The organism is Pseudoalteromonas sp. NZS71_1 (genome assembly GCF_015864305.1).
GTDB lineage: Bacteria > Pseudomonadota > Gammaproteobacteria > Enterobacterales > Alteromonadaceae > Pseudoalteromonas > Pseudoalteromonas arctica.
In genome coordinates this window covers 213,147-237,228 of the sequence record NZ_JADYXM010000002.1, presented here as the reverse complement: position 1 = coordinate 237,228, position 24,082 = coordinate 213,147, and the positions used below count along the sequence as shown (strand labels likewise).

Annotated in this window: 22 protein-coding genes; 10 read left to right on the top strand and 12 right to left on the bottom strand. The window is 38.7% G+C overall.

Annotation, left to right across the window (positions count from 1 at the left end):
- Positions 1–43 precede the first annotated feature (43 nt).
- The 4 genes from I6F43_RS03935 (at position 44) to I6F43_RS03920 (ending at position 4,353) form a co-directional block, all read left to right on the top strand.
- Positions 44–1,693: an Lcl C-terminal domain-containing protein gene (locus tag I6F43_RS03935; RefSeq protein WP_197101118.1), complete on the top strand. Its 1,650-nt coding sequence runs from the start codon at positions 44–46 to the stop codon at positions 1,691–1,693.
- A 9-nt stretch (positions 1,694–1,702) separates the two neighbouring features.
- On the top strand, positions 1,703–2,221 hold the full coding sequence (locus tag I6F43_RS03930) for an Lcl C-terminal domain-containing protein (protein ID WP_121954209.1): 519 nt from the start codon (positions 1,703–1,705) through the stop codon (positions 2,219–2,221).
- Between the two features lie 165 nt (positions 2,222–2,386).
- Entirely contained in the window at positions 2,387–3,304 is a 918-nt protein-coding gene (locus tag I6F43_RS03925) for an ExeA family protein (RefSeq protein ID WP_024592309.1), read from the top strand.
- A gap of 11 nt (positions 3,305–3,315) precedes the next feature.
- A complete protein-coding gene (locus I6F43_RS03920; protein ID WP_007581677.1) occupies positions 3,316–4,353 on the top strand; it encodes a general secretion pathway protein GspB in 1,038 nt (345 codons plus the stop codon).
- A gap of 53 nt (positions 4,354–4,406) precedes the next feature.
- On the opposite strand, the gene I6F43_RS03915 is transcribed toward I6F43_RS03920, so the two are convergent.
- Together I6F43_RS03915 and putA are read right to left on the bottom strand one after the other, a co-directional pair.
- On the bottom strand, positions 4,407–5,600 hold the full coding sequence (locus I6F43_RS03915; RefSeq protein WP_197101116.1) for an HD-GYP domain-containing protein: 1,194 nt from the start codon (positions 5,598–5,600) through the stop codon (positions 4,407–4,409).
- Between the two features lie 117 nt (positions 5,601–5,717).
- The gene (gene putA / locus I6F43_RS03910; protein WP_197101114.1) at positions 5,718–9,521 is read right to left on the bottom strand and encodes a bifunctional proline dehydrogenase/L-glutamate gamma-semialdehyde dehydrogenase PutA; all 3,804 of its coding nucleotides are present in this window, start codon (positions 9,519–9,521) and stop codon (positions 5,718–5,720) included.
- 169 nt (positions 9,522–9,690) lie between these two features.
- On the opposite strand from putA, the gene I6F43_RS03905 reads away from it, so the two are divergent.
- The gene (locus I6F43_RS03905) at positions 9,691–10,173 is read left to right on the top strand and encodes a winged helix-turn-helix transcriptional regulator (protein WP_024590009.1); all 483 of its coding nucleotides are present in this window, start codon (positions 9,691–9,693) and stop codon (positions 10,171–10,173) included.
- Positions 10,174–10,251: 78 nt separating this feature from the next.
- Here the strand turns inward: I6F43_RS03905 and I6F43_RS03900 are convergent, their stop codons facing one another.
- From I6F43_RS03900 to I6F43_RS03870, 7 genes are all read right to left on the bottom strand, one after another.
- Complete coding sequence (locus tag I6F43_RS03900; protein ID WP_197101112.1) at positions 10,252–11,241, bottom strand: sensor domain-containing diguanylate cyclase; 990 nt, start codon at positions 11,239–11,241, stop codon at positions 10,252–10,254.
- A 184-nt stretch (positions 11,242–11,425) separates the two neighbouring features.
- Positions 11,426–11,806: a DP-EP family protein gene (locus I6F43_RS03895; RefSeq protein WP_197101110.1), complete on the bottom strand. Its 381-nt coding sequence runs from the start codon at positions 11,804–11,806 to the stop codon at positions 11,426–11,428.
- Positions 11,807–11,826: 20 nt separating this feature from the next.
- The gene (locus I6F43_RS03890) at positions 11,827–15,081 is read right to left on the bottom strand and encodes an nSTAND1 domain-containing NTPase (RefSeq protein ID WP_197101108.1); all 3,255 of its coding nucleotides are present in this window, start codon (positions 15,079–15,081) and stop codon (positions 11,827–11,829) included.
- 168 nt (positions 15,082–15,249) lie between these two features.
- Entirely contained in the window at positions 15,250–16,080 is an 831-nt protein-coding gene (locus I6F43_RS03885; protein WP_008167991.1) for a mechanosensitive ion channel family protein, read from the bottom strand.
- 38 nt (positions 16,081–16,118) lie between these two features.
- A complete protein-coding gene (locus tag I6F43_RS03880; protein WP_197101106.1) occupies positions 16,119–16,862 on the bottom strand; it encodes an LrgB family protein in 744 nt (247 codons plus the stop codon).
- Positions 16,855–17,208, bottom strand: a complete 354-nt coding sequence (locus I6F43_RS03875; protein ID WP_165726501.1) for a CidA/LrgA family protein — start codon at positions 17,206–17,208, stop codon at positions 16,855–16,857. Before I6F43_RS03875 ends, I6F43_RS03880 begins: the two co-directional genes overlap by 8 nt.
- Positions 17,209–17,279: 71 nt before the next feature.
- Positions 17,280–18,071, bottom strand: coding sequence for a crotonase/enoyl-CoA hydratase family protein (locus tag I6F43_RS03870; RefSeq protein ID WP_121954203.1), 792 nt, complete (start codon positions 18,069–18,071; stop codon positions 17,280–17,282).
- Positions 18,072–18,438: 367 nt separating this feature from the next.
- On the opposite strand from I6F43_RS03870, the gene I6F43_RS03865 reads away from it, so the two are divergent.
- From I6F43_RS03865 to I6F43_RS03855, 3 genes are read left to right on the top strand one after another with little or no spacing between them, the layout of a single operon-like run.
- Entirely contained in the window at positions 18,439–18,759 is a 321-nt protein-coding gene (locus I6F43_RS03865) for an HI1450 family dsDNA-mimic protein (protein WP_007581697.1), read from the top strand.
- A gap of 42 nt (positions 18,760–18,801) precedes the next feature.
- Positions 18,802–19,614, top strand: a complete 813-nt coding sequence (locus I6F43_RS03860; protein ID WP_007581700.1) for a DUF481 domain-containing protein — start codon at positions 18,802–18,804, stop codon at positions 19,612–19,614.
- A 25-nt stretch (positions 19,615–19,639) separates the two neighbouring features.
- On the top strand, positions 19,640–20,122 hold the full coding sequence (locus I6F43_RS03855; protein WP_197101104.1) for a hypothetical protein: 483 nt from the start codon (positions 19,640–19,642) through the stop codon (positions 20,120–20,122).
- Between the two features lie 41 nt (positions 20,123–20,163).
- On the opposite strand, the gene I6F43_RS03850 is transcribed toward I6F43_RS03855, so the two are convergent.
- Both I6F43_RS03850 and ygfZ read right to left on the bottom strand, forming a co-directional pair.
- Positions 20,164–20,649, bottom strand: a complete 486-nt coding sequence (locus I6F43_RS03850) for an FKBP-type peptidyl-prolyl cis-trans isomerase (RefSeq protein WP_007581704.1) — start codon at positions 20,647–20,649, stop codon at positions 20,164–20,166.
- Positions 20,650–20,661: 12 nt separating this feature from the next.
- Positions 20,662–21,573: a CAF17-like 4Fe-4S cluster assembly/insertion protein YgfZ gene (ygfZ, locus tag I6F43_RS03845; protein WP_169044250.1), complete on the bottom strand. Its 912-nt coding sequence runs from the start codon at positions 21,571–21,573 to the stop codon at positions 20,662–20,664.
- 164 nt (positions 21,574–21,737) lie between these two features.
- On the opposite strand from ygfZ, the gene I6F43_RS03840 reads away from it, so the two are divergent.
- Both I6F43_RS03840 and I6F43_RS20075 read left to right on the top strand, forming a co-directional pair.
- A complete protein-coding gene (locus I6F43_RS03840) occupies positions 21,738–21,989 on the top strand; it encodes an FAD assembly factor SdhE (protein ID WP_165726497.1) in 252 nt (83 codons plus the stop codon).
- Between the two features lie 55 nt (positions 21,990–22,044).
- Positions 22,045–22,401, top strand: coding sequence for a hypothetical protein (locus I6F43_RS20075; RefSeq protein ID WP_007581712.1), 357 nt, complete (start codon positions 22,045–22,047; stop codon positions 22,399–22,401).
- Here I6F43_RS20075 and nadB read toward each other — a convergent pair.
- Complete coding sequence (gene nadB / locus I6F43_RS03835) at positions 22,376–23,986, bottom strand: L-aspartate oxidase (RefSeq protein WP_007581714.1); 1,611 nt, start codon at positions 23,984–23,986, stop codon at positions 22,376–22,378. The two genes, I6F43_RS20075 and nadB, sit on opposite strands and share 26 nt — an antisense overlap.
- Between the last annotated feature and the right edge of the window lie 96 nt (positions 23,987–24,082).

Genomic DNA, 24,082 nt, shown 5'->3' with positions numbered 1-24,082 from the left:
TAATTACACTATAGTAATTATTTGACATAATAAGGTGCTGCGTATGAAAGCGTTTGCTTTAATCCCCCTCATTTCTTGCGGTTTGCTGAGTGCGTGTGGAGGCGGTGGCGGTGATAGCGATAATACAGTTGTAGAAACATCTGTTAATGCTGGAACCGATTTACAAATTATCGAAAAAACTGAATTTACCATCACAGCACAAGGCTCCCCCGCTGATGGTACGTTTTCATGGCAACAAGTTAGCGGCCCAAGCTTAGAAGGTTTTCCGCTTGATGGTGCTGAGCAAACATTGACAGCCCCTGACGTAAAAACTGATAGTGAAATAATCTTAAGAGTAAGCTATCAAAGCACCGGTAGTAGCGCTGTTAGTGACGACATTTCTATTTCAGTGAGCTCTAATAATCAACTTCCTCTTGCTGTTGTTACCCAAACATCTCCTGAAACACTTCCTTCTGTATACAAAGACACAGTGACTTTGAGCGCCCTTGAGTCGAGCGATCCTGATGATAATGGCCAAATTGATAGTTATTTGTGGCAACTGCTATCAGGTCCTGACTTAGATATTGCTAGCTTTAATGAGTCAACTCTTAGCTTTTCTCATCCTTTACTAGAAAGTAACGTAAATTTGTCTTGGCAGCTAACAGTCACTGATGATGAAGGCGGTGAGGCGAGTACTCAATATTCAATGACGCTTAATAAAACAAATGAACTAGTGGATGCAAATGCAGGCGCTGATCAAAATGTCGAAGAGTTTGAAGAAGTAACGCTTGATGCAACGAATAGCGAAACTGTCACCGATACCTATCAGTGTAAGTGGCAACAACTTACCGGTAATAGCGAAACATTAAGTAATAGCGACCAATGTACAACGACATTTTTTGCCTCTGATGTAGATACTGAATCCACGTTGAGCTTTGAAGTAACGGTAACCGACTCAAAAGGACGCACCGATACAGATTCTTTATTTGTTGATGTATCACCAAAAGCGCTTGGGCTTATAAACGATAGTGGTGTTGGTGAGTGCTATAACAACACCCAACGCATTAACTGTGAAAGCGATGACTTTCCAGCGCAAGATGCTGAACTTGGACGCGATAGCTATGCAAACCGCTTAGATAAGGTTGGTAAAGGTAATTTAGCGTTTGATTACACTAAACTTAATCAGTTTGCGGATGAAGTTGGTGATGATAGTAGTGACTTTACCTGTATACGCGATAATGTTACTGGACTTGTATGGGAAGTAAAAAGTGAATCCTCAGGAGTATTGCCAAATACAAGCTTGCGTGAGGGGCAAAATCATTACTTTTGGGATTTAGGCGATACTACTTTTACCGATACTAGTACAGCCAATTCAACTTGTCCGGATGATACGAGTTGTGGAGTACAAAGTTATATAAACGAAGTGAATAACTTAGATTTTTGTGGTGGTACAAATTGGCGGTTACCTACTTATACAGAGCTTTTAGGTTTAATTGATTATGGTAAACAAGGGCAAAGCATATTAATTGATGAGGTGTTTTTCCCCAATATGCCAAGTGAAAGTGCATTAAGCCACTTACGTTATTGGACTTCACAAACTGCAGCCGATGGTACAAGTTTATCGCAAGCGTACATTATTGATATGAGTGATGGTAACGATCTTGCTTATCCAAAAGAAAATACCGCGTATGTTCGTTTAGTTAGAAGCCGTTAGGAGAAAATAATGAGATTTAAATTACTCTATGCACTAGCAACTATAAGCTTGAGCTTTAATATTGCAGCGGCGCAAACGTGCTACGACGGTGCAGATACCACAACGCCGACAGATAGATTTACCATAAATACAGATGGCACAGTGTCTGATACCGAAACAGGCCTTATGTGGCAACGTTGTAGTTATGGGCAAATTTATAATACAGATACAAAACTTTGCGAAGGCTCTACACCTTCTCTTACTTGGCAAGAAGCACTACGCGGTGCTAAAAATGATACAACCGCAGATTACGATGATTGGCAAATGCCTAACATTAAAGAGTTGGCGAGTATTTTAGAGCACAGTTGCACCGAGCCGAGCATTAATGAAGAGGTGTTTTTTGGTACTAAGCTTCAAAACTATTGGTCAAATACATCGGGTGTGAGCACGATGAGCTCTGCATGGGTTTATCAATTTGATAGTGGGTTGAATAGCTTGCACGCCAAAACTAGTAATGTGTATTTACGGTTAGTTCGCTACGAAGAATAAAGTACATACTAAGATTAGGCAGATGAAAGTGCAGCCTTAAAACCGCTGCATTTTTTTGTTTTACATAAATTTACGTTATTTCAATAATAAAGCGCTTACAACGTTGTCACTTAGTGCGTTTTTTTGCCATTATAGGCCGTGATTTAATTACGAAGGAACATCACGGTGTATTTAAGCTATTTTGGCCTGAATGAAAAACCTTTTTCAATTTCGCCCAACCCTCATTACTTATTTTTAAGTGAACGACATAAAGAAGCCTTAGCACACCTTACCTATGGATTAGGTGAAGACGGTGGTTTTGTATTATTAACAGGCGAAGTGGGTACTGGTAAAACTACAATTACCCGCAGTATGTTAGAGCAGTTACCCGAAAACACGCAAGTAGCGATGATCCATAACCCAGCACTTTCAGAGCTAGAGTTATTGGCTAGTATTTGTGATGAGCTCAACATTAGTTACGATGCTAATAATGCGACGCTTAAAAGTCTTACCGATATTATAAAAAAGCACTTAGAGACCAATAATAAATCGGGTGGGCACACCATACTTATAATTGATGAAGCGCAGTTACTTGCCCCTAATGTGCTTGAACAATTACGCTTGCTAACAAATATAGAAACCGATCATAAAAAATTATTACAAATAGTATTGGTTGGTCAACCTGAGCTACAAGAGCTTTTAAAGCGCAATGAATTAAGGCAACTCGCCCAGAGAATAACAGCTCGTTACCATTTATTACCACTTACGCAAGGCCAAACAGTTGCTTACATAAAGCATCGGTTACATGTTGCAGGATGTGATAAAGGAATTTTTTCGATGGATGCCATGCAAGCTGTTCATCAATTAACCGGTGGTGTGCCACGATTAATGAACTTGGTATGTGAGCGAGCTTTGGTAGGCACTTTTGCAAAGCAGCAGTTGATAGTTGATAGCGATATAATAAAAAAATCAGCACATGAGTCATTACCCATGGATTTTGTAGCGCCAGTTAATGAGGCCAACAAAGCAACGTCATTTGTACCATATAGCCTTGCATTCGTTGCTTTATTTGCCGTAGGCATTGGGCTTTCATTTATTTTATAGTTAGGTAAGTTATGTCTTATTTATTAGATGCGCTAAAGCAGTCGCAGCAATCAGATATGAGTGCTGAGCAATACGACTTACAATCAGAGCAGTTAAAGCAACAGCAAGCACTAAAGCGTTATAGACGATTAGCGTTAGTATTTGGTACAAGCTTAGCTGCTTTTATTGCTGTAGCTGGTGGGTTTACTACGGGTAAGTGGTTTCAAGGTACTACTTTATTAAACACATCGGAACCCGCTGTAATTAAGGTGGTTGAAAGCGAAAAATCGTCACCTAAAGAACAAGTTAAAGAGGTAGATGCCGCAGTTGAAAAGCAGCAAATAGCTAAGTTAGAACCCGCTAAAATAGCTCCAAATAATACTGCAACGATTGAAGGGCAACTTGTACATGTGCAAACACCTAATGGTGTACAGCAAATGTTATTAACGCCTAATGGGCAATATATTCCTATGCCATCGAGTCCGGTCACGAGCGCAACGGGTTATAATCAGCAGAACGTGCAACAAGTAATGCCAGTTCAAAATTATAATCAGCCAGTATTTAATCCACAAAATAATTACAATCCAAATAATACACAGAACGCTTCGGTATTTGGGCAAAGTCAAAATACTGCATCAGCTCAACTAGATATGAGTAAATATAAAGTACTAGGTAAGCCAATTAATGGTAACAACCAATCTCAACAGATGAGCGATCCTGAGCTTGATGAGGTGCCTACAACACTTAAAAATGCGTTTGCGCAAGCTATACAAGACGTCGAAAAAAATCAGGATTATGAAGTTACCCATGCATCAAAAACGTCATCACGTGTTGAGCCTGTAGAATTACTACCAGATGGTTTGCAATCAATGTTGCCTAGTATTAAATATCAAGCGCATATTTATTCATCGAGTGCTGACAAACGTTGGATCAAGCTAAATGGCCGAGAGTTACATGAAGGAGAGAGCATAGGTGCTTTAACTGTAAGAGAGATTACACCTGAGCAAAGTGTACTTGATTTTGATGGTTATGAGTTTAGCTTAAAGGCTTTGCAAGACTGGCCGCAGTAAACGCTTAGCTATTATGTTGAGAGCTCGGTAGAATGTTGAGCTCTCAATATTGCTTAGGGTAATATTGAGTTTTTATAAAAGCGTTCTAAATCAATATTATATTCTTTAGGTTTCACCGCTGATTCAAGGGTATCTAAGGTTTTTTTATTAGATAAATCGATATCTTTTATCTCTGTATAGCGACTATGTTTGGCGCTGTAAAATGTTTTAACGATAGGCTTTAGTGGTGTACTGGGATTACTCTCGGTCACTAAACCAACTTTTTGACTCGATAATCTGACGAGCGTTCCTACCGGATGAATACCAATACATTGAATAAACTTATTAAGCAGCACGGGATCGAAGCTATCTGGGCATCCGTCTTTTAGTATTTTAAACGCTTTTATTGGCTCCATACCTGCTTTGTAAACACGTTCTGCGGTAAGTGCATCATACACATCTACAATTGATGCCATACGTACGTACTGACTTATTTCATCGCCCTTTTTACCAAACGGGTAGCCTTTACCATCAAGCCTTTCATGATGCATACCTGCAATATCAACCGCGATACCCGTTAAGCCAGACTCTTCTAATATTTCTTTACTGAAAAGCGAGTGCATTTTCATTATTTTAAATTCATCATCGGTAAAGCGACCTGGTTTATTGAGTATTTCATCAGGAATTTTTATCTTACCTATATCGTGTAAGAGCGCACCGGTAGTCAGCTCAACGATAATGTTTTTTTCTATACCTAAATGCTTCGCGAAAATCCCCATTAATATCGATACATTAATAGAGTGCTCAAGTAGGTAAGCATCTTTTTGGCGCATTTGGGTAAGGCAGGCTAGGGCATCTTGGTTTCTAAAAACAGAGTCCATAAAGCCACTTGCCAGCTCTCTGAATGGCGCAATATCTATATCACGGCCTGCTTTAATATCTTTAAATGCTTTTATTTGCAGTGTTTTAGCTTCGTCATACAGTTTTTTTGCCTTTCCCATTTCTTGTTCGGCACTGTGTGTTTTTTGCCAAGGGTCACGCTTTATTTTTGTTGCAGGTACAGCAATAGGAGCTTTTTCAGGGACCGAGTCAATGAGGGTTTTATCAGGATCGATTTCTACTTCTAAAATGCCTGCTTTTATTAGGTTATTAATACCAGCCTGAGTTTTAACCCAGCCTTGATTTTTAATTTTAATACTGCCAGTTTGTCTAGTAACGCTTTGCACAAACATACCAGGCAGTAACTGACCAACAGGAATTATTTTCAAATTTATTACTTCTATTGTTAATCTTTCATTAAGCTAACAAATATATACGTTACTACCTAATAAAAAAGGCACTTTTCAGTGCCTTTTTTATTTTTTAGTTAAAAAGCATTAGCTTAATTATTCATCATCTTCAACAAGCGTCATTAGTGATGTGTTACCACCTGATGCTGTTGTATCAATACTGATTGTTTTTTCAGTAATAAGACGTTTGATTAATGTATCGTAATACTCAGAGCTAATTACCGGTAAAATAGCACCTTTACGCTGTGCAAGCTGTTGGCTAAAGTAGCCCAAGCGAGACGAGCGAGCAGCAACTACCGCACCGGCTAAATGAGGGTGCGCCAAAATAGCTTGTAACTGGTTAGGTTTAGCTACTTGGAAAACACCTTCTGCAACACCTGTAGAGATAAATTTATCTTTAAAGGCAACGGCTTCATCATAAAACAGCTCAGACGCTACAGTAATTACCGTATTACCTGCGGCAATAGCAGTGATGATAGACAATGCCCAGAAGTTAAATGATGTGCTCTTATCTGCATAACACACTACACAACCACGTGCTTCTAGATGAAGTGTATTAGACTCACCCGTTGGCCCAGGCAGGGTAGTAAACTTACGCATGTGCTTTTCAAGGCGGTTAAGCTGTGCACGTGCTTCTGATAATGTTAATGCTAAGTCGTCTGCTAAATCGTCGATAATTTCTACCGTCGCGATTTTAGCAAGCAACTGACGTACAGCCGAAACACGGTCGTTTAGTGGTGTTGCACGCCAGATTTTCTCATCGCGCATTGAGTTGGCCATTAGCTTTTTAACTTGCTCATTCGCACCGCTGTAGTGGTGTAAATCAAGTTCGTCAGGCGTTAGGTTAGTCATTTGTACGTTATCTGGTGATGCTTTTTCTTTTACTAAACGTTGTAGGTAGTTAGGGCCACCGGCTTTAGGGCCAGTACCTGATAAACCACGGCCACCAAACGGTTGCACACCAACAATGGCACCAATCATGTTTCGGTTAATGTAGACATTACCCGCACGTGACATTTTAGCAAGGTACTCACAGCGCTCTTCAATACGTGAATGAACACCCATTGTCAGACCATAGCCCGTGTTATTTATTTGATCCATCACATCATCAAGTTCATTCGATTTAAAGCGAACAATATGAACACATGGGCCAAATACTTCACGTTTAAGTACTGATAAGTCTTTAATTTCGTATAAACGAGGAGCAAAAAAGTATGCGCCATTTTGAGTATTATCAGGAATTTTACATTCGTAATGAAGTATAGAGTTACCTTTTAAGTACTCGACGTGTTCATTTAAGTTTTTAAGTGCTTTTTCATCAATTACAGGGCCAACATCAGTTGATAGTAATGATGGATCGCCAATGTGTAACTCAGCTAGAGCGCCTTTAAGCATTTCGATAATGCCATCTGCTACGTCATCTTGAATGAATAAAACACGAAGAGCAGAACAACGTTGGCCAGCACTTTGAAAACCAGAACTGATCACATCGTCAACTACTTGCTCAGGAAGCGCCGTTGAGTCAACAATCATACAGTTTTGGCCACCTGTTTCTGCAATTAACGGTACTTGAATATCGTTACGTGCAGCAAGTGTTTGAGAAATTAATGTGCCTGTTTCAGTAGAACCTGTAAACATAACCGCTTGAATGCGCTCATCAGGAACAATTGTTTTACCTACTTCAGAGCCGCGAGCGATAACCGGTTGAACAACGTGCTCAGGTAAACCAACTGATAGCATTAGTTCAATGGCACGAAGGGCGATTAAACTTGTTTGCTCAGCAGGCTTAGCAATTACAGTGTTACCTGTAACAATCGCAGCAGCAACTTGACCTAAGAATATTGCAAGCGGGAAGTTCCACGGGCTAATACATAAAATAACGCCACGGGCTTCAAAACGCTCATCTTTAGATAACTCTTCAGCGCGCGCTGCGTAGTAACGACAAAAATCAACCGCTTCACGTACTTCATCAATACCATCTTGCGCTACTTTACCCGCTTCTTTAATACAGATAGCGACTAGTTCATCATGATGACGCTCTAAAATGTCAGCAACGCGGCGCAGTAAATTAGCTCGCTCTTTTACTGGTGTTTGTGACCATGATTCAAGTGCCGCTTCAGCGTTAGCCAGTAATACTTTCATCTCTTCGCCAGTTTGTAACTTAACGTGGCCGATGATTTCTTTGTGATTTGCTGGGTTTTTAACAGCCAATGAGCCTTCTGGTACTTGGCTTTGCTCAATTAAGTGCTCGTTAAACCATGTTTCAAGATTCTCTTTGAAAGGGGTAATAACATTAATATCGGTTAAATCCATGCCTTTAGAGTTAGCACGTTCTTCACCATATAAATCAATTGGCATTTTTATTTGCGTATTGTACTTATTACGCAAGCCTTGCAATGTTTCTACAGGGTCTGGTAGTAATGATTCAACAGGTTTTGTTGTATCTACAATCGCGTTCACAAATGATGAGTTAGCACCATTTTCTAACAAACGACGAACAAGGTAAGCAAGTAGGTCTTCGTGTTGACCAACTGGGGCATATACACGGCATTGAATTTTTTCTTCGTTAACGATTTGGTCGAATAATGATTCACCCATACCGTGCAAACGTTGAAATTCAAAACCTGTGTTATCGCCTTTCGCTACTTCTAAAATAGTCGCGGCAGTGTAAGCGTTATGTGTAGCAAATTGTGGATAAAGTACGTCGCGCGCTTCAAGCATTTTAATTGCACATGCTTTGTAAGAAACATCGGTTGTTGCTTTACGAGTAAATACAGGGAAATGCTCTAAACCATCTTGTTGTGTGGTTTTGATTTCAGTATCCCAGTACGCGCCCTTAACTAAACGTACCATCATTTTACGACCAACACGGGTTGCAAGGTCTGTTAGCCATTCAATTACAAAAATAGCGCGTTTTTGGTACGCTTGAACTGCTAAGCCAAATCCTTGCCAATCACCAAGATCTTCATCACTAAATACCGCTTCAATTACATCTAATGAAATATCTAAACGGTCAGCTTCTTCAGCATCAACGGTAAAGCCGATATCGTATTTCTTAGCAGCAAGAGCAAGTTCTTTTAACTTAGGGACTATTTCTTCCATCACACGGTCTTTATGAGTGAACTCATAACGTGGATGAATAGCAGAAAGCTTAACTGAAATACCTGGGCTCTTAATTGGACCACGACCATTTGCCGCTTTACCAATTGAGTGTATAGCATTCATGTAGCTGTCAAAGTAACGCTTCGCATCTTTCATTGTGCGCGCGCCTTCGCCTAGCATATCGTAAGAATATACATAACCTTTTTGCTCTGTATCGGCAGCACGTTCAATTGCTTCGTCAATGGTACGACCCATAACGAATTGCTTACCCATAATTTTCATAGCAAAATTTACAGACTTACGAATAACTGGCTCACCTAAACGACCAATGGTCTTTTTAAGTATGCCGAACTGTTGTTCTTTCGTTTTGTCTGTGTAGTTAACCATTTTACCGGTAACTAATAATCCCCAAGAAGACGCGTTTACGAATAAAGAATCGCTGCTGCCTAAATGAGAGCTCCAATCACCTTTCGCTAACTTGTCGCGAATCAGTACATCTTGAGTTGCTTTGTCTGGTACACGAAGCAGTGCTTCGGCCAAACACATTAATACAACGCCTTCTTCACTAGAGAGTGAAAATTCATTTAAAAGCGCATCAACACCGCCTTGCCCATCTTGCTCTTTACGAATGTTTAAAACAATCTGGCGGGCTCTTTCCCAGGCACGACTTCGTGCTTTTACGCCTACTTCTGCAAGCGGTAAAATATGATCAATAACCGCATTTTCATCTATGCGGTAGAAGTCACGGATTCTTTGTCTAATAGGACAAATCGTTGTTAAATCGCCGTTGAATAACATAAGCAACCCTCAGGAGTGTTAAGAATTAAAGTAAAATTAATTACCAATAAATTACCAGTGATATTGTGAGTGCATTCTAATTAAATTTCAGCAGAATATGCTGGTTAAATTTCGCGTTTTACGATAATTTACAGGGCATAAATTTAACTTATCCGCATAAAATTCTGTTATGACAATTCCAAATAGATTACGCATGCTAGATCGTATTGATTTAGCCATACTAGACGTTCTACAAAAGAACGGCAGAATTTCAAATGTTAACCTCGCAAAACAGGTTAATTTGAGTGCAAGCCCGTGTCTTGATCGTGTAAAACGATTAGAGCAAGAAGGCTATATCGAAGGCTACTACGCTAAGCTTAGCGAAGCAAAGCTTAATCAAAGCTTAGTAGCACATGTTCAAGTGTCGCTTGTTGCTTCAAATACAGCAGTATTTAAGGTATTTAGAGAGCATATATTAAGAATACAACAAGTCGTTGAATGCGACATGGTGGCAGGCGGTTATGATTATTTATTAAAAATCCGCGTGTCTAATATGGAAGAATATAGACAAGTTCTTGGCGACTTAGTCGATATTCCCGGCGTGGGCACTCATCATACTTATATGGTGATCGAAAAGATTAAAAAAGACGAAGGGCTGCTAATCGACATTTAAGCTTTTCTCAAGTAATAAAAAACCGCAATTGCGGTTTTTTATTTTAGTAGATAAAGGCTATACCAAATAGTTAGTACATCACCTTATACATAATTTATTACGACCTTCCGACTTCGCTCTATATAAAGCCGTATCAGCCGCGCATATTAATGCCTCAGATGTTCTGTATTGATTATCGTATTCACACGCTAAACCCTGGCTTACACTTATCTTTACATTCGCTGGCAAACCAATATCTCTAAAATTAATGTTGAGTATTTTTTCTTGAATACGTTTTGCGATCATTTCTGCATTTGAGACATGTGAGCGGGGTAATACAACAGCAAACTCCTCACCACCATAGCGTGCTACTAAACTATCTTTTGAGGGGAGGCAGTCTTCAATTGTTTGAGCTACTTTTTGCAAACATTTATCACCCTTTACATGACCAAAATTATCATTAAACAGTTTAAAAAAATCAATATCGATCAAGATAAAACTCAAAGGCTGTTTGTCTACTATGCATTCTTGCCAATTTTTAATAATCGCCTTTTCTAAAGTGCAGCGATTAGCGACGCCTGTAAGGTGATCTATTTTGGCTATGTTTTCGAGTACTTTATACTTTTTAACATGCCTAGAAATATCATGCATAATACAAATAAATAGAGGGATATTGTTTGTAGTTGATGCGGGTATACAAGAAATTGAGAGCTCTATATCTAAACAGTTACCATTGTTTTTTATTATTTTAACTTCTTTCGGGCCATGATTGAGTGGTGTTTGATAGTTGTTTTTCCAACTTTCAAACATGTATTGATAGTCATCGCGATACTGTTCTTGTAAACAATCTTGCCATTTTTTACCTATTAATGAGTCAGACGTAACATTAAAAAAACGAGCTGCAACGGGATTTACTGATTCAAACACTCCATCTGCATTAACAATAAAAATAGCATCGGCCATGACATTAGTGACATTAATAATTGCGCTTATTTTTTCATTGTTAATGGTATTAGAAATGCTGCTGATTAATGCAGATACAGCGTTGTCGGTGTTGTTTGCTCTGCTATTTTCATTATTGTTAGACATGGTGTTGCTCATTTTTATTGTTAATGAAACTTTATGTCTAGCAGTTTATTTAATTTATGTTTTTTAAACCTTTCGGTAACCTTCTGATTTAAGTTGTTGTTATTTAATGTTTATTTAGGGGCGTTTTTAAAAAAATTGCACCGCAATTAATAGGCCTGTGCAATTTAAAAAGAAGCGTTGCTAATTAGAGTTCTTTTTCATTCTTAACTTGAGGATCGGCGCTTTCATATTTTTTGCCATTACACTCAACGTTAAAGATTAAGCATACAGATCCATTATTTTCGTCTGTGTCGGTAATGATAATTGTGTGGCCGTTATCACTTACTTTATAGCTGAAGTCTTGGGCGCATGGTTTTTGTGTGTCGATATCGGTGATAGTAGCGCCTGTAAATACGAAACCGTTTTGAATTGTGGCGTCGTCTAAATTGTAGTTGCCAGCGGTTTCGGTACTTACAACACCACCGCCAGTAGCGGGTTCGCCATTTTTTGTATAGCTAAAAATAGCTTCACCGTTGTTGAGTTTAATATTTACTTGAAAGTCGACATTTTCTAGGGTGTTATTCATATCATTTCCTTTATGAGTAATTATAGTTGGAAGTTCGTAATGCCTAATTTAACTAGGCTTGCTTTTATTTCTGATATCTCGTCTTCTCTGTTTAAACAGGTATAAGCTTGTACTAGTGGGTATGTTATTTTTACGCTCTGACTTATTTTTGCAGCTTCAGAAATAGCTTTGATAGCACTTAAGCAAAATTGCTCTCGCTGTTTATTAGTTGTAGCTAAGTTTGCTTTGATTAAGTTTATTCTTGTATGTACTAAGTAATCACCAGTTCTAGTTAGGTTGGCTAATTGATGTGTGTAGTTTTCATTATTCTCAAGCTCAGTTAATAACTCCTGTGCTTTGAGTGGTGACTGTCTATTTATAAAATATTGAATCAGTGTAATTTGTGTATTAATAGTGCTGGTATTTTTAAAATTTTGAGATTTTAAAAAATTAATTATTTTTTCAATTGTTGAGTCAGTAGCTTCATCAGTAGATAGCATTAGTGAATGTGCTAAAGAGCGATAATACATAAGCTGAAATTTATTGTTTTTTGGATCTTGTACTAAAGCTTCATTGATAACTTGATTAGCCAAGCTGGCTTTTTTATGAGCCATCCGTTTATCACTCAAATAGCTCAGTAAATAACTTTGTTGCATATATAGGTTTGCTGACGTGTAAAAAAGGCTTGCATCACGAGGGTAGTTAGCAATCAATTTTGTGATTACCTCAACTGCACCTTCCAATATATTAACTGCTTCATTAAAGTTACTTAGCTTCTCTTCTGTTTTTGCAAGCCAACTAATCGTATCGGATTTATCTCGAAGTAAATTTTTGTTATTCGGTTTTAGTTCAAGTGCTTTATTTTTAAGTAAAAGCGACTCTGTAAAGTTCTTTTTTGCAGCGCTGTAGTCAGACTTTTCTATGTATAAAGAACCTAAAGAATTAGATGAATACGACAATTCCATAATGGAGTTAAAATCATTGGCTGCCAGCGCATACATTTTTTTACTGTAAGCGTGGTATTTTTTAAACATTTGCTCAGTAGCTTGATGATCATTTTGATCATAAGCTAATTGACCAAGCCAAAAGGCATTGGCACCCGTAAGCGTGAGTAGCTCTAAGTTGTTAGGCTGTATTTTTAATAATGCCTCAAGGCGGGTGCGGGCGTTTTCAAAGGCGGTAAAGGCTTCATCGGTTTTACCTCGGGAATAAGCTACTTCACCCATTGCTTCGAGGGTTTGTGCGTACTGAAAACGGTTGTTAAATTGTGTTTTATTATCGCTAAAGCTAAAAAGTGAACTTGAATCGTCAGTTTGATCAGTAAAATACTCAAGTGCTTTATTACTAATACCATCAAGTAAGTCCATACGTTCAACGCTACGTAATTTATCGGCAAAGTCGCCGACCATAAACCCCAGTAAGCTTTCGGCCTCAAGCTGCTTTTTTTGCGCATGTTGTTGGGCTTTAAAACTAGTAAAGCTCATTATTAACGCGGTAAATGTAAGTAAGCACAATAAAGCAACGGTCACTCGTTTTACTCTTATTTTTGTTTTTGTTTTTTTTACAGAGCTTTTGATAAGAGCATGCTCGTTATCATCTAATTTAAACAGTTTGTCGTTAAGTAATAGCTGCGCTTCTTGTAGCGGTTTACCTGGCGCTAGGAGGTAAGCACTACTTTTACCTTCATCTATCCAACTTTGCGCTTGGTGTTGTAAGCGGCTTTTTATTGCTAAGGCATCTTTATGATCATTAATCCATTGTTTTGCTCGCGGCCATTGACGTAATAATGCCTCGTGAGCAAGGCTAAAACAGGCTTCTTGATTTTGTAAATGCGATACAAATAAACGGCTATCGACCATGGCTTGCACAAGCTCTTTTTGGCTTGTGTTCGTTAATGTTTGCCAGCGGGCAGCGCGGCTCGTAATGGTTTTACCATCTGGATTTAAAGTGATCAGCTGTGATAATACGCTTTTTAGTTGCTGTTGTTGCTCGTTGCTGAGGTCAATAAATATATCTTCTGCTTTTTTGCCTATGGCTCCCTCAATACCCCCGAGTTTTGTGTAAACACTGTGCAGTAGCTCGTTATTATCACTGCGCTGTAAGTACAGCTCTTGCAATGTGTATTGCAGCATGGGCAGTGCGTCAGGGTTATTGGCTGTATCGGCGCACAATATTTCATCCAGTGGTGTTTGGGTTTGTGGGTCATTGGAGAACGTTAAATTAGCGGTTAGCGCTGGCAGGCGAATAATTTGTTGAAGCTCTTGGCGATTTGGCGGTGTTAAATCGTAGTGCGCGCCATGAGCTTTGCCTGCCATTAGACTTGGTTGTTCAACCACTAAAGGGTAAAAGTCGTTACGACACGCACTAAATACAATCACAGTTTTAGAGGTTGCTAAGCGCTCAATAACTGATAAAAAATGGCTGCGTGTTTCGCTACTAAATAAAGGAGAAGAAAGCAGTACTTCTAAGCGGTCAATAAATAAAAATAACTGTGGTGTTTTAAGTTGTGTAGAGGCTTTGCTAAGTGCAATTTGTATGGCGTTGATTACGCCATCGATTGCCAATTCTAGTTGCTCTGCCAGTGTTTGCGCGCTTAATCCTTCAAATACAGGAAGGCCGTTTATATCCCAATCAAGCAATGCAGAAGCTAAATCTAAAAAAAGTCTATTTTTATGAACATCTGCAAAGTCGAGTTGGCTATAAGAAATAACCCCAATGCCGTTATAGCCTCGCTCGTCAAGTAATTTAGGCAATATACCCGCATTAACAAGTGATGATTTACCCGTGCCACTTGGACCGAGTATTAAGCAAAACGCACGACCAAATTTAACTTGGCTCGATATTCTATTGAGTAACGTTTCTATAGATTGATTGCGGCCAAAAAATAGGTGTGTATCGCTTGGGTTGTAGGCGCTTAATCCTAAAAAAGGAGAGCCACCTTGCCATGTGTTTTCACTTTTTTTTATATCTTCAGCCAGAGGAAACTCAAGTTTTGCAATAACGCGGTAACCACGTTTGCGAATAGTTTCTATGTAGGTGGGTTCACTTGCTTTATCACCGAGGGCTTTTCGTAACTGGGTAATTGTTTTATGCAGCGGGTTATCGCCTACCTCAACATTTTTCCAGCATTGATCTAATAGCTCGTCAGTAGTAACAATTTCGCCTTTTTGGAAGCAAAGATGAACTAACACATCCATGGCTTTTGGTTCTAACTGTTTATTTTTTTCTGCACGCTGAAGAGTATTTGACAGGGGATTGACTTGCCAATCACCTAAATAAAAAGGGCTGAGATTCATAATGGCTCATTATTGTTATTATGTAATTAAAGCGAGTGATTAGCCGACTTTTTTAACCAAGTCTTTATATTACAGATAAAATAACAAACAGATAAGGAGTTTTTACGCAGTAAAAGAAGTTTATTGATGTGGGTAATTCAATATTGAATTACCCACTGGATTTTATGACTATATATCGCTTTTATTTATAGTAATGACGCGTTGAGGGAATGGGATTTCAATATCAGCGTTATTAATTGCTTTATAAACACCGCCATTAATAGCCAGCTTGGTTTCAATAATTTTAGTAGTAGGTACCCAATATCGGTAGCTTATTGTAACACCGCTATCGGCAAAGCGTTCAATACCCACTTGTGATAACGGATTTTGTGCGACTAATTCGTGTGCTTTAAGTACGTCTTCAATAAGGCTAATCGCATTATCAGAGCAAGCACTATAGGCTATATCTATTTCACCTTTGACCAATGAGTAACTAAATGAGTTATGAAGTATTTCACCTACTATGTGCTTATTTGGAATGGTAATTTCTACTTTTTCTTCATTGATTAAAATAGTGTAGCCAAGCTCAATTGTTTTAACTTGGCCGCTTACATTTTTAACTTCAATAGTATCACCAACAACAAAAGGTCGAGTGGCTATAATGGCAAGGCCTGCACCATAGTTAGAGAGCATTCCTTGCAGCGCTAAACCTGCACCCAAAGACGCAGCACCAATGGCTGCTACAAATGGCGTAACGCTGATACCTATTTTTCCAAGTGCAATAATTATAACCATTACAATTAGCAGTACTTTTACCACGCTACTGACAAAGTTAGTAAGCGTAATGTCAACGTTATGACGGGTCATTAACGCGGCTACAAATTTGGCAAGCTTTTGTGCTATCCACAAACCAATGAGGACGATAAAAATAGCGCCAACAATTTGCATACTGTAGGTAACCATATACTCAGTAAGCATGGTGTAATATTTTTCAAACTGTTCGATTTCAGAACTGATCATAAAGCGCTCTATGTTAGGGCTATGTTGTATTTTTCCAACTATAGCAAAATGTTGACTAAAAATGGATATAACAGCGGCACTATAATCGCTGTTAATAAAGCACTTAGCGCCATTGCAACTGAGGAGTAAGCGCCTACTTTTGGATGCTCAGCAATAGCAGCAGCAGTCCCAATTGCATGACAAGCTGTGCCCATGGCAACACCTTGAGATTCGTGATTAAAAATATTAATGAGTTTAAAAAGCATAAAGCCAAATAAAGCGCCTAGTAAACCAATAAAAATAACTAAAACCGCAGCAAGAGAGCTAATCCCCCCTAATGAGTCAGTAACAATTAAAGATATTGGGGTTGTGACACTGAGTGCGGCAACAGATGCACTTAGCTGCGCAGGCGCATTAAATAATATGCTTAGCAAAAATGCCACAACGGTTGCGTTAACAATACCTAAGCTACATGTTGCGACTATGAGTAATAGGTTTTTTCGTACGTGTGTAAACTGCTGATATAAAGGAAGCGCTAAAGCCACAATCGCGGGCTCTAATAACCAGCTTAATAATTTGCTGTGCGAGGCAAATTGCGTATAAGGCAGATTTAGGTTAATTAGTAATAAAGCGATAATACTAATACTTAAAAATACGGGGTTAGTGAGCGATTTAAATACGCTGTTTTTTATACTTTGGTTTACGGCCCTTAGCGCTAAAAATAATACAATAATAAAAGGAATACTTAGCCACCATAAATTAGGCTGTAGCTCTGAAATAGCGGAAAAAGTAAAATCAGTCATTATTTTCTCTTCCCTTAAAGTTCGCAATTACACTGCTAACAAGCAACAAGGTAGTTATAGGGACTAGCACCACAACTGAGGCTAAAAATGCCCAGTGCGATTTTATAAGGCCGAGATGTTCAATAAATCCCACACCCGCAGGAATGAAAAAGATAGGCATAATATTTAAAATAGGGGAGGCGCATGGTTTTATATGTTGCTCTTTTACAATACCCGATAAGAGTAAAACTAATAAAATAACCATAGCGAGTAACGGTGCAGGAAAGCTTCCACCAATAAAGTGCATAATGAGTTTAGCGCAGGCTAAACAGAGTAAAATAATAGCGCTACTGAGCAGATATTTCATCAAAGTGGCTCACAGAAAAGATAAGAGCTTAACTTTAACAAATCAAACTCTTTTATGCATTGTGCAATAGTCTACCAGTGCTTTGTATTTGCGTAGGTTATATCCGCTTTTCCTTTTGCTTTAGCAATTGCTTTTTTAGTGTTTGGGTTTAGCAATAAGCGAATTTGGCTTAAGGTTTCTTTAGCGAGTATTTTTCGTTGGTTTGGTTTATAGCTAAGTTGTGTAACACGTTTAATAGCAGCAAGCGTATCTGGTGAACGCTCAAGTAATGTATCGAGCATGTTTTGCGTGGCTTGTTGAGTATCATCGGTAAGTTTAGTAACCAAACCTAGCTCATTTGCTTGTTGTGCAGTGATTGGGTTTGCGTGGCTTGCAAGCCAAAGTGCTTGGTCGCGCTTAACTAAACCGCTCATCATTACATTTGCGCCCATATCGGGGCACAATCCCCAACGCGCTTCCATAATGGCAAGTTTGGCATCAATATGAACAACTCTGTAATCTGTCCCCAAAGCTATTTGCAAACCACCCCCTAAACAGTTGCCATCAATTTGTGCAATAACGGGCACACTAAGTGACTGCCAGCCTAATACTACTTTTTGCGCTAAATTTTGATTGCCAGGTAACCATTTAAGCAATAATTTCACTATGTTCATTGGTGTAGCCATTACTGCAGATATATCAAGGCCTGCACAAAAATGCTCGCCATCGCCTTTTATTACCACAGCACGAATACTACGATCTCTTTTTATATTTTTAATGGCTTTGTTTAGCTCTACAAACATTTCAAAACTTAATGCATTTTGTTTTTTTGCTCTGCTAAGCGTGACGGTTGCAATGCCATTTTGTTTTTCTAGTTTTATCATTACACACTCCTCTGACCTGTTGCTTGAGCTTATGTTGTTATAGGAATTAAGTAAAGTGACGGTATTTTTTAAATAAATGGAATTTATTGCTAAAGCCGTAGTCTTAAAGGATTGGTTTTAGATGAGAAAAAGCTAAACAATTCGAACCTAAGATAATAAAAATATTTTACGTTGTTATTTTAACTTAAATAATAAAAGTAATCTTTATATTCAATAGGTTAGGTGAGTTGTTATTTGTCGTTTTAGTTGTATGCTGAATAAAGCATGACTCGGTTACAAAAAAGTCAGTGTTTTACGCTTTTTTTTATCAAAATGATGATGAGATTTGATAATATAGCGCAACTTAAAAGCTTAAGGTTAAGCACATATGTCGGGTCCACGTTTATATACGGTAGAAGAAGCTACTCACCAAGCTTATGATATTTTTTTAGAGTTAGCGCCAAATAACTTGAGTGAAAAAGATGTTGAAGACTTTAATGAGTTTAGAGAAGACCTAGGCTTTATTGAAGAAGACGAGCCAGATGACCAGTGGCAAGACTTTGTAGCCCTTGAAATAGAGCCAGAGCACTTTATTCAGGTGTTGGTTGGTTTAGAATTTGAAAACGATGATGTTTTGTTTGCTAAAATTTTGATTAGTCGTGATAAAGATGCTCCGTTTTGTCATATTTTATGGAAAGAAACTGAATAAGCAATACTGCTTATTTTTATAATTGTGTGCAGAGAGAGTATTGTGCGTAAGTATTTATTTTTAATTTTTTTAATAATTAGCAGCCCAAGTTGGGCCGTTGATCCATTTGAAGATTTTCATGAATATGGCAAGCTCTCTGATGAAGAAATTCATGAGTTACACAAAGGTGACATGTTCTACGGTGATACTGAATTTGGCTTTATTCTGAGTAAAGGTAACACCAATTCGACCAGTTTTAAGCTCAAAGGTAATTTATACCAAGACTTTGAAAAGTGGCGTAACCAATTTAAAATAGACTCTCTTTATAAGCGTGATGAGAACGATGAAAGCGGTGGCACTGATGTTACAGCTAATCGTGTTTTTGTATCTGCGCAAGGTAACTATAAAGTAGGTGTTAAAAACTCCTCATTTTTTATTTACGGTGATTACGAAGAAGATGAGTTTAGTGGACTTGATTTTAAAAGTACGGTGGCGACAGGCTATGGTGCACGTGTATATCAAGGCTCTAAAAACAAAGTAGATATTGATATAGGACCTGGTTTATACCGTTCAGTAGCGGATGAAGATTCGGATGTGAGCGAAGATGAAATTAATAAAACCGGTTATTTAGTACGTGTTGCAATGCAGTGGGAACGTTTGGTTTCTAAGCGTACTCGTTTTAATCAAGATGTGAGTATAGAGCAGTCGCTCTCAGGTCTTAATTCTCGCTTAAAATCGGAAACCGCACTAATAAGCCAAGTGATTGGTGCGGTATCACTCAAATTTACCTACATGTATCGTTATAATTCAAAACCCGAAGATGATAAACTCAAGTTTGACTCAGAGCTGAGTGCTACATTGGTGTACAGCTTTTAAGTATTTATTTAATTTAGAGAATATTATGTATCAGCATAAACAGTATGCGGTGTTTATCTTTTTTGTATTAGCGTGGATAGGCGGTTTTGTAGCGCTTGCATGGAACTTGTTAGGCGCTGATGGACCTTTAATGATATTTGCTGGGATTTTAGTGCTGGTGGGCTTTTTGTTCCATGGTCTAACAGTAAAAGTAGATGATAAGAATATTAGCTGGGCGTTTGGCCCAGGCGTTGCAGGGCAAAGCATTGAGCTTGGCGAAGTAGTAGAAGCTAAGGCAGTTCAAAACTCTTACAGACACGGTATTGGTATGCGAATTACTCACGATGGTTGGGTGTATACAGTATCTGGCTTTAGTGCAATACAGCTAACGCTTAAAGATGGCACTTTGTATCGAGTTGGCACAAACGATCAAAAAGGTTTACTAGCCGCTCTAAAAGAAAAGAATGTATCAATCGCGCTGCCTAGTAAGGCAAAAACTGAAACGGTTAAGCGCAACAATATGATATAAAAAAAGCGCCCTAGGCGCTTTTTTCTTGGTTTAACAGTGTATTAGTGGTCGTGACCACACCCACCTTCACCATGTACATGACCATGAGTGAGTTCTTCTTCGGTTGCATCACGTACTTCTAGTATCTCTACATCAAAGTTAAGTGTTATGCCTGCAAGTGGGTTATTACCATCTACAATAACTTCTTCATCTTGGATATCGATGATCATTACTGATTGGTCACCATCATCTGTTGATGCACGAAATTGCATGCCGACTTCAATTTCCATACCTTCAAACATCGACTTAGGTACAGCTTGCATTAGGTTATCGTGGCGTTCGCCATAACCTTCATCAGGTTCAACTTTTACGCTAAGTGTGTCGCCTGGTTGTTTGCCTTGCAAAGCATTTTCTAGGCCTGAAATTAAGTAGCCTGTGCCAATGATAAAGTGTAGTGGCTCACCACCGAACGAGTTATCAATGCTATTGCCATCATTATCCATTACCGAATAATGCATTTTTACCACTTTGTTTGCCGCAACGATCATAGTCATTCCTATTTATTCATCTTCAAGAGAGTAGGGTAGAGGCAGAATGCTTAGCTCCACCTGAGGTGTGTGTTTTGCACGAAGTACCTGAGTTACATCAGTATCGTTTGGCAACACAACGAGGCCTGTTAATTTATTTGTTTGTTCATTAAAGCTTTGTGCAATAAGTTTACCCGCACGGCGCCAATTTTCGCCTAATTGGGTTTCTAAATCGGGCTCTGAAAGTATCCCTTCGCTTTGACCTGAAACTATATACATTGCACGCTTATTTTTACCTAGGTACTTCATGCGAGCCACAGTTTCTTGACCGGTATAACACCCTTTTTTAAAGCTTATACCGCCAATAGCATGTAGGTTTACCATTTGAGGAACATACTCGCCAATTGCATCTGCACTTAACTGAGGTTCACCTGCAAGCATAGATGCTTGTTGCCAAGGAGCTTCGTTATCAAGTGTAGATACGTCATCAGGCATACTAAACTGGCTATCGACCATCAATAAAACACGGTTATCAGCTAATTTTAGTGCTTTACCGCTTTCAAAGTCACACGCGCTCGCATCACCTTCAAAGTTAATATCAAGTTGTGCGAGTACACCCGATAAATCATCACCAATGAGACCAATTAATCGCTTTGAACATGCACTAATGTCAACTTTTGCAAATACGGCATACTTTTTTAGCTCAGCTAACGATTTTTCTACTTCGTTTTCGCTGCCTGTAAGGTAGTAGCTGTCTTGATAAGAAAATAATTTAAATACGCCCCAAAGTTTACCTTTAGCGCTGCAATGGCCAGCCCACAAATAATTACTGCTGGTTAATTTATTTAGATCTTGAGTGATTTGCCCGTGTAAATAAGATAATTTATCAGCACCGCAGAGGCTAATAAGTTGATGAGATAACGGACATGCATAAACGCTCGACATAAAAACCTTCTTTGCAATATAAATGAAGTGACATAATAACGCAGTTGTTACGTATGGTACAGACAAGCGCTTATTGGTGCGGGTTTATTCTTTAATGAGAGATTAATAGCTGCTAAATAGGCTTGTGTTTGTTAAACTCGAGTCAATTAAGTATGAGGTTTAAAATGGTTGAAATTCATAGTAAAGCACGTATTCGTTGGGCTTGCCGTCGTGGCATGTTAGAGCTTGATGTTTTGTTTATGCCGTTTGTTGAAGAAGCATACGACTCTTTGAGCGCAGAGCAACAGGCTATCTTTCAGCGTTTGCTAACAGAAGAAGACCCTGACTTATTTGCATGGTTTATGGGTCATCAAGAATGTAAAGATACGCAGTTAAACGGTATGGTTTCGCTGATCTTAGACCGAGTTCGTGTATAGGTTTACAGTTACTAATAATAACGCTGACCACAAACCTATTGTGGTCTTTTTTTGCATGCTCAGTTTAATATTATGTTTATTTTTAGATTCGCTACTAGCTATGCTTTTTTGTTTGATAATTAATATATTAGCTGGCTTTTTAGTGTGGCAAAAAGTGTTGGCAATTCATCCAAACCATGGCGTTATAATTCTAGAACCCAAGCTATTTAGGTTTGAGGGCGAGGGTTTAAAAATTCAGGGTGAAATTAGTAAAAAAAGCCGTTTTTATGGCAATAATATATGGCTACATATTAAAGGTTTTAGTAACAACCATTGGCTTATAATTTCAGCCAATGGTGTTAATGAACAAAGCTATGCGCGTCTAAAACGTGCTACTTTAAGCGCGATTAATTGCGTTTTGGAGTCAAAATAGTCGGTGTTGGATTTTCATTTTGTTCAGGGTAATCAATAGTATAATGTAGGCCTCTGCTTTCTTTTCGCTCCATTGCACTTCTAATAATGAGTTCTGACACTTGTACTAAGTTACGAAGCTCAAGCAAGTTATTACTTACTCTAAAGTTTGCATAATAATCGTGTATTTCTTGCTGCAGCAACTCAACCCTATGCAGTGCACGTTCTAAGCGTTTAGTAGAGCGTACAATACCTACATAATCCCACATAAATAAACGTAGTTCATGCCAGTTATGGGTAATAACAATTTCTTCATCAGAGTTACTAACACGGCTTTCATCCCAATGAGGTAGAGCCATTGGCTCTGGTGCATGTTCAATTTTACTTAAAATATCTTTAGCTGCAGCGTGGGCAAATACAATACATTCCAATAATGAATTACTTGCCATACGGTTTGCACCATGTAGGCCTGTGTAAGCGACTTCGCCAACAGCATACAAGTTATCGAGATCTGTTTTACCGTTAAAGTCGGTCATTACGCCACCACAAGTGTAATGCGCAGCAGGTACAACTGGGATTGCTTCTTTTGTTATATCAAGCCCTACACTTAGGCATTTTGCGTAAATAGTAGGAAAGTGCTCAATAATAAAGTCTTTATCTTTGTGGCTAATATCTAAATAAACACAATTAGCACCTAAACGCTTCATTTCAAAATCGATTGCGCGTGCCACTATATCGCGTGGAGCAAGTTCTTCACGACTGTCAAAATCTTTCATAAAACGAGTGCCATCAGGTCGTTTTAAATAAGCCCCTTCACCGCGCATAGCTTCTGTAATTAAAAAGTTTTGTAGCTCTGGATGATAAAGGCTCGTTGGATGAAATTGATTAAATTCCATATTGGCAACTTTACAGCCTGCGCGCCATGCCATTGCAATGCCATCACCACTTGATACATCTGGATTAGATGTATACAAATACACTTTGCTTGCGCCACCAGTGGCAAGAGCAACAAATTTAGCTGAAATGGTTTCTACCTTTTTAGCTTTTTTGTTCCACACATACATACCTTCAATGTGTGAGCCTGTTTTTCCGGCGCTTTTATCTGTAATTAAATCAATAGCATTGTATTGCTCTAAGAGCGTTATATTCTTATGAATTTTAACTTGGCTAATAAGCGTGGTTTGCACAGCTTTGCCAGTAGCATCGGCTGCATGCAAAATACGACGATGGCTGTGACCGCCTTCACGTGTTAAATGAAAACGCTCTTTTCCTTTGCTATCAAACTCCATATCAAAGGGAACACCTTGGTCGATTAACCACTGTAGGCAATCGTGAGCATTGCTGGCAGTATAATGAACAGCGTCTCTGTCGCATAAACCGCCGCCCGCATCGAGTGTATCTTCAACATGAGATTCTATGCTGTCGTTTTGTTTATCAAATACAGCTGCTATACCACCTTGAGCATATAAAGTAGAACCTTCTGTAAGCGCTCCTTTACTGATCACGGTAACGTTACAATAATTAGCTAGAGATAATGCAAGTGATAAGCCTGCTGCGCCGCTACCTATAATAGCGACATCTGCAATGTGATGTTTATTTTGGTTCATGTCAGAGGTACTTTGCGGTTACAATGCTCGTATAGAGCAATATTTGTTTTTAATATCTGTAGTTGTACCATATTTGTCATACTACTACGTAGTGAT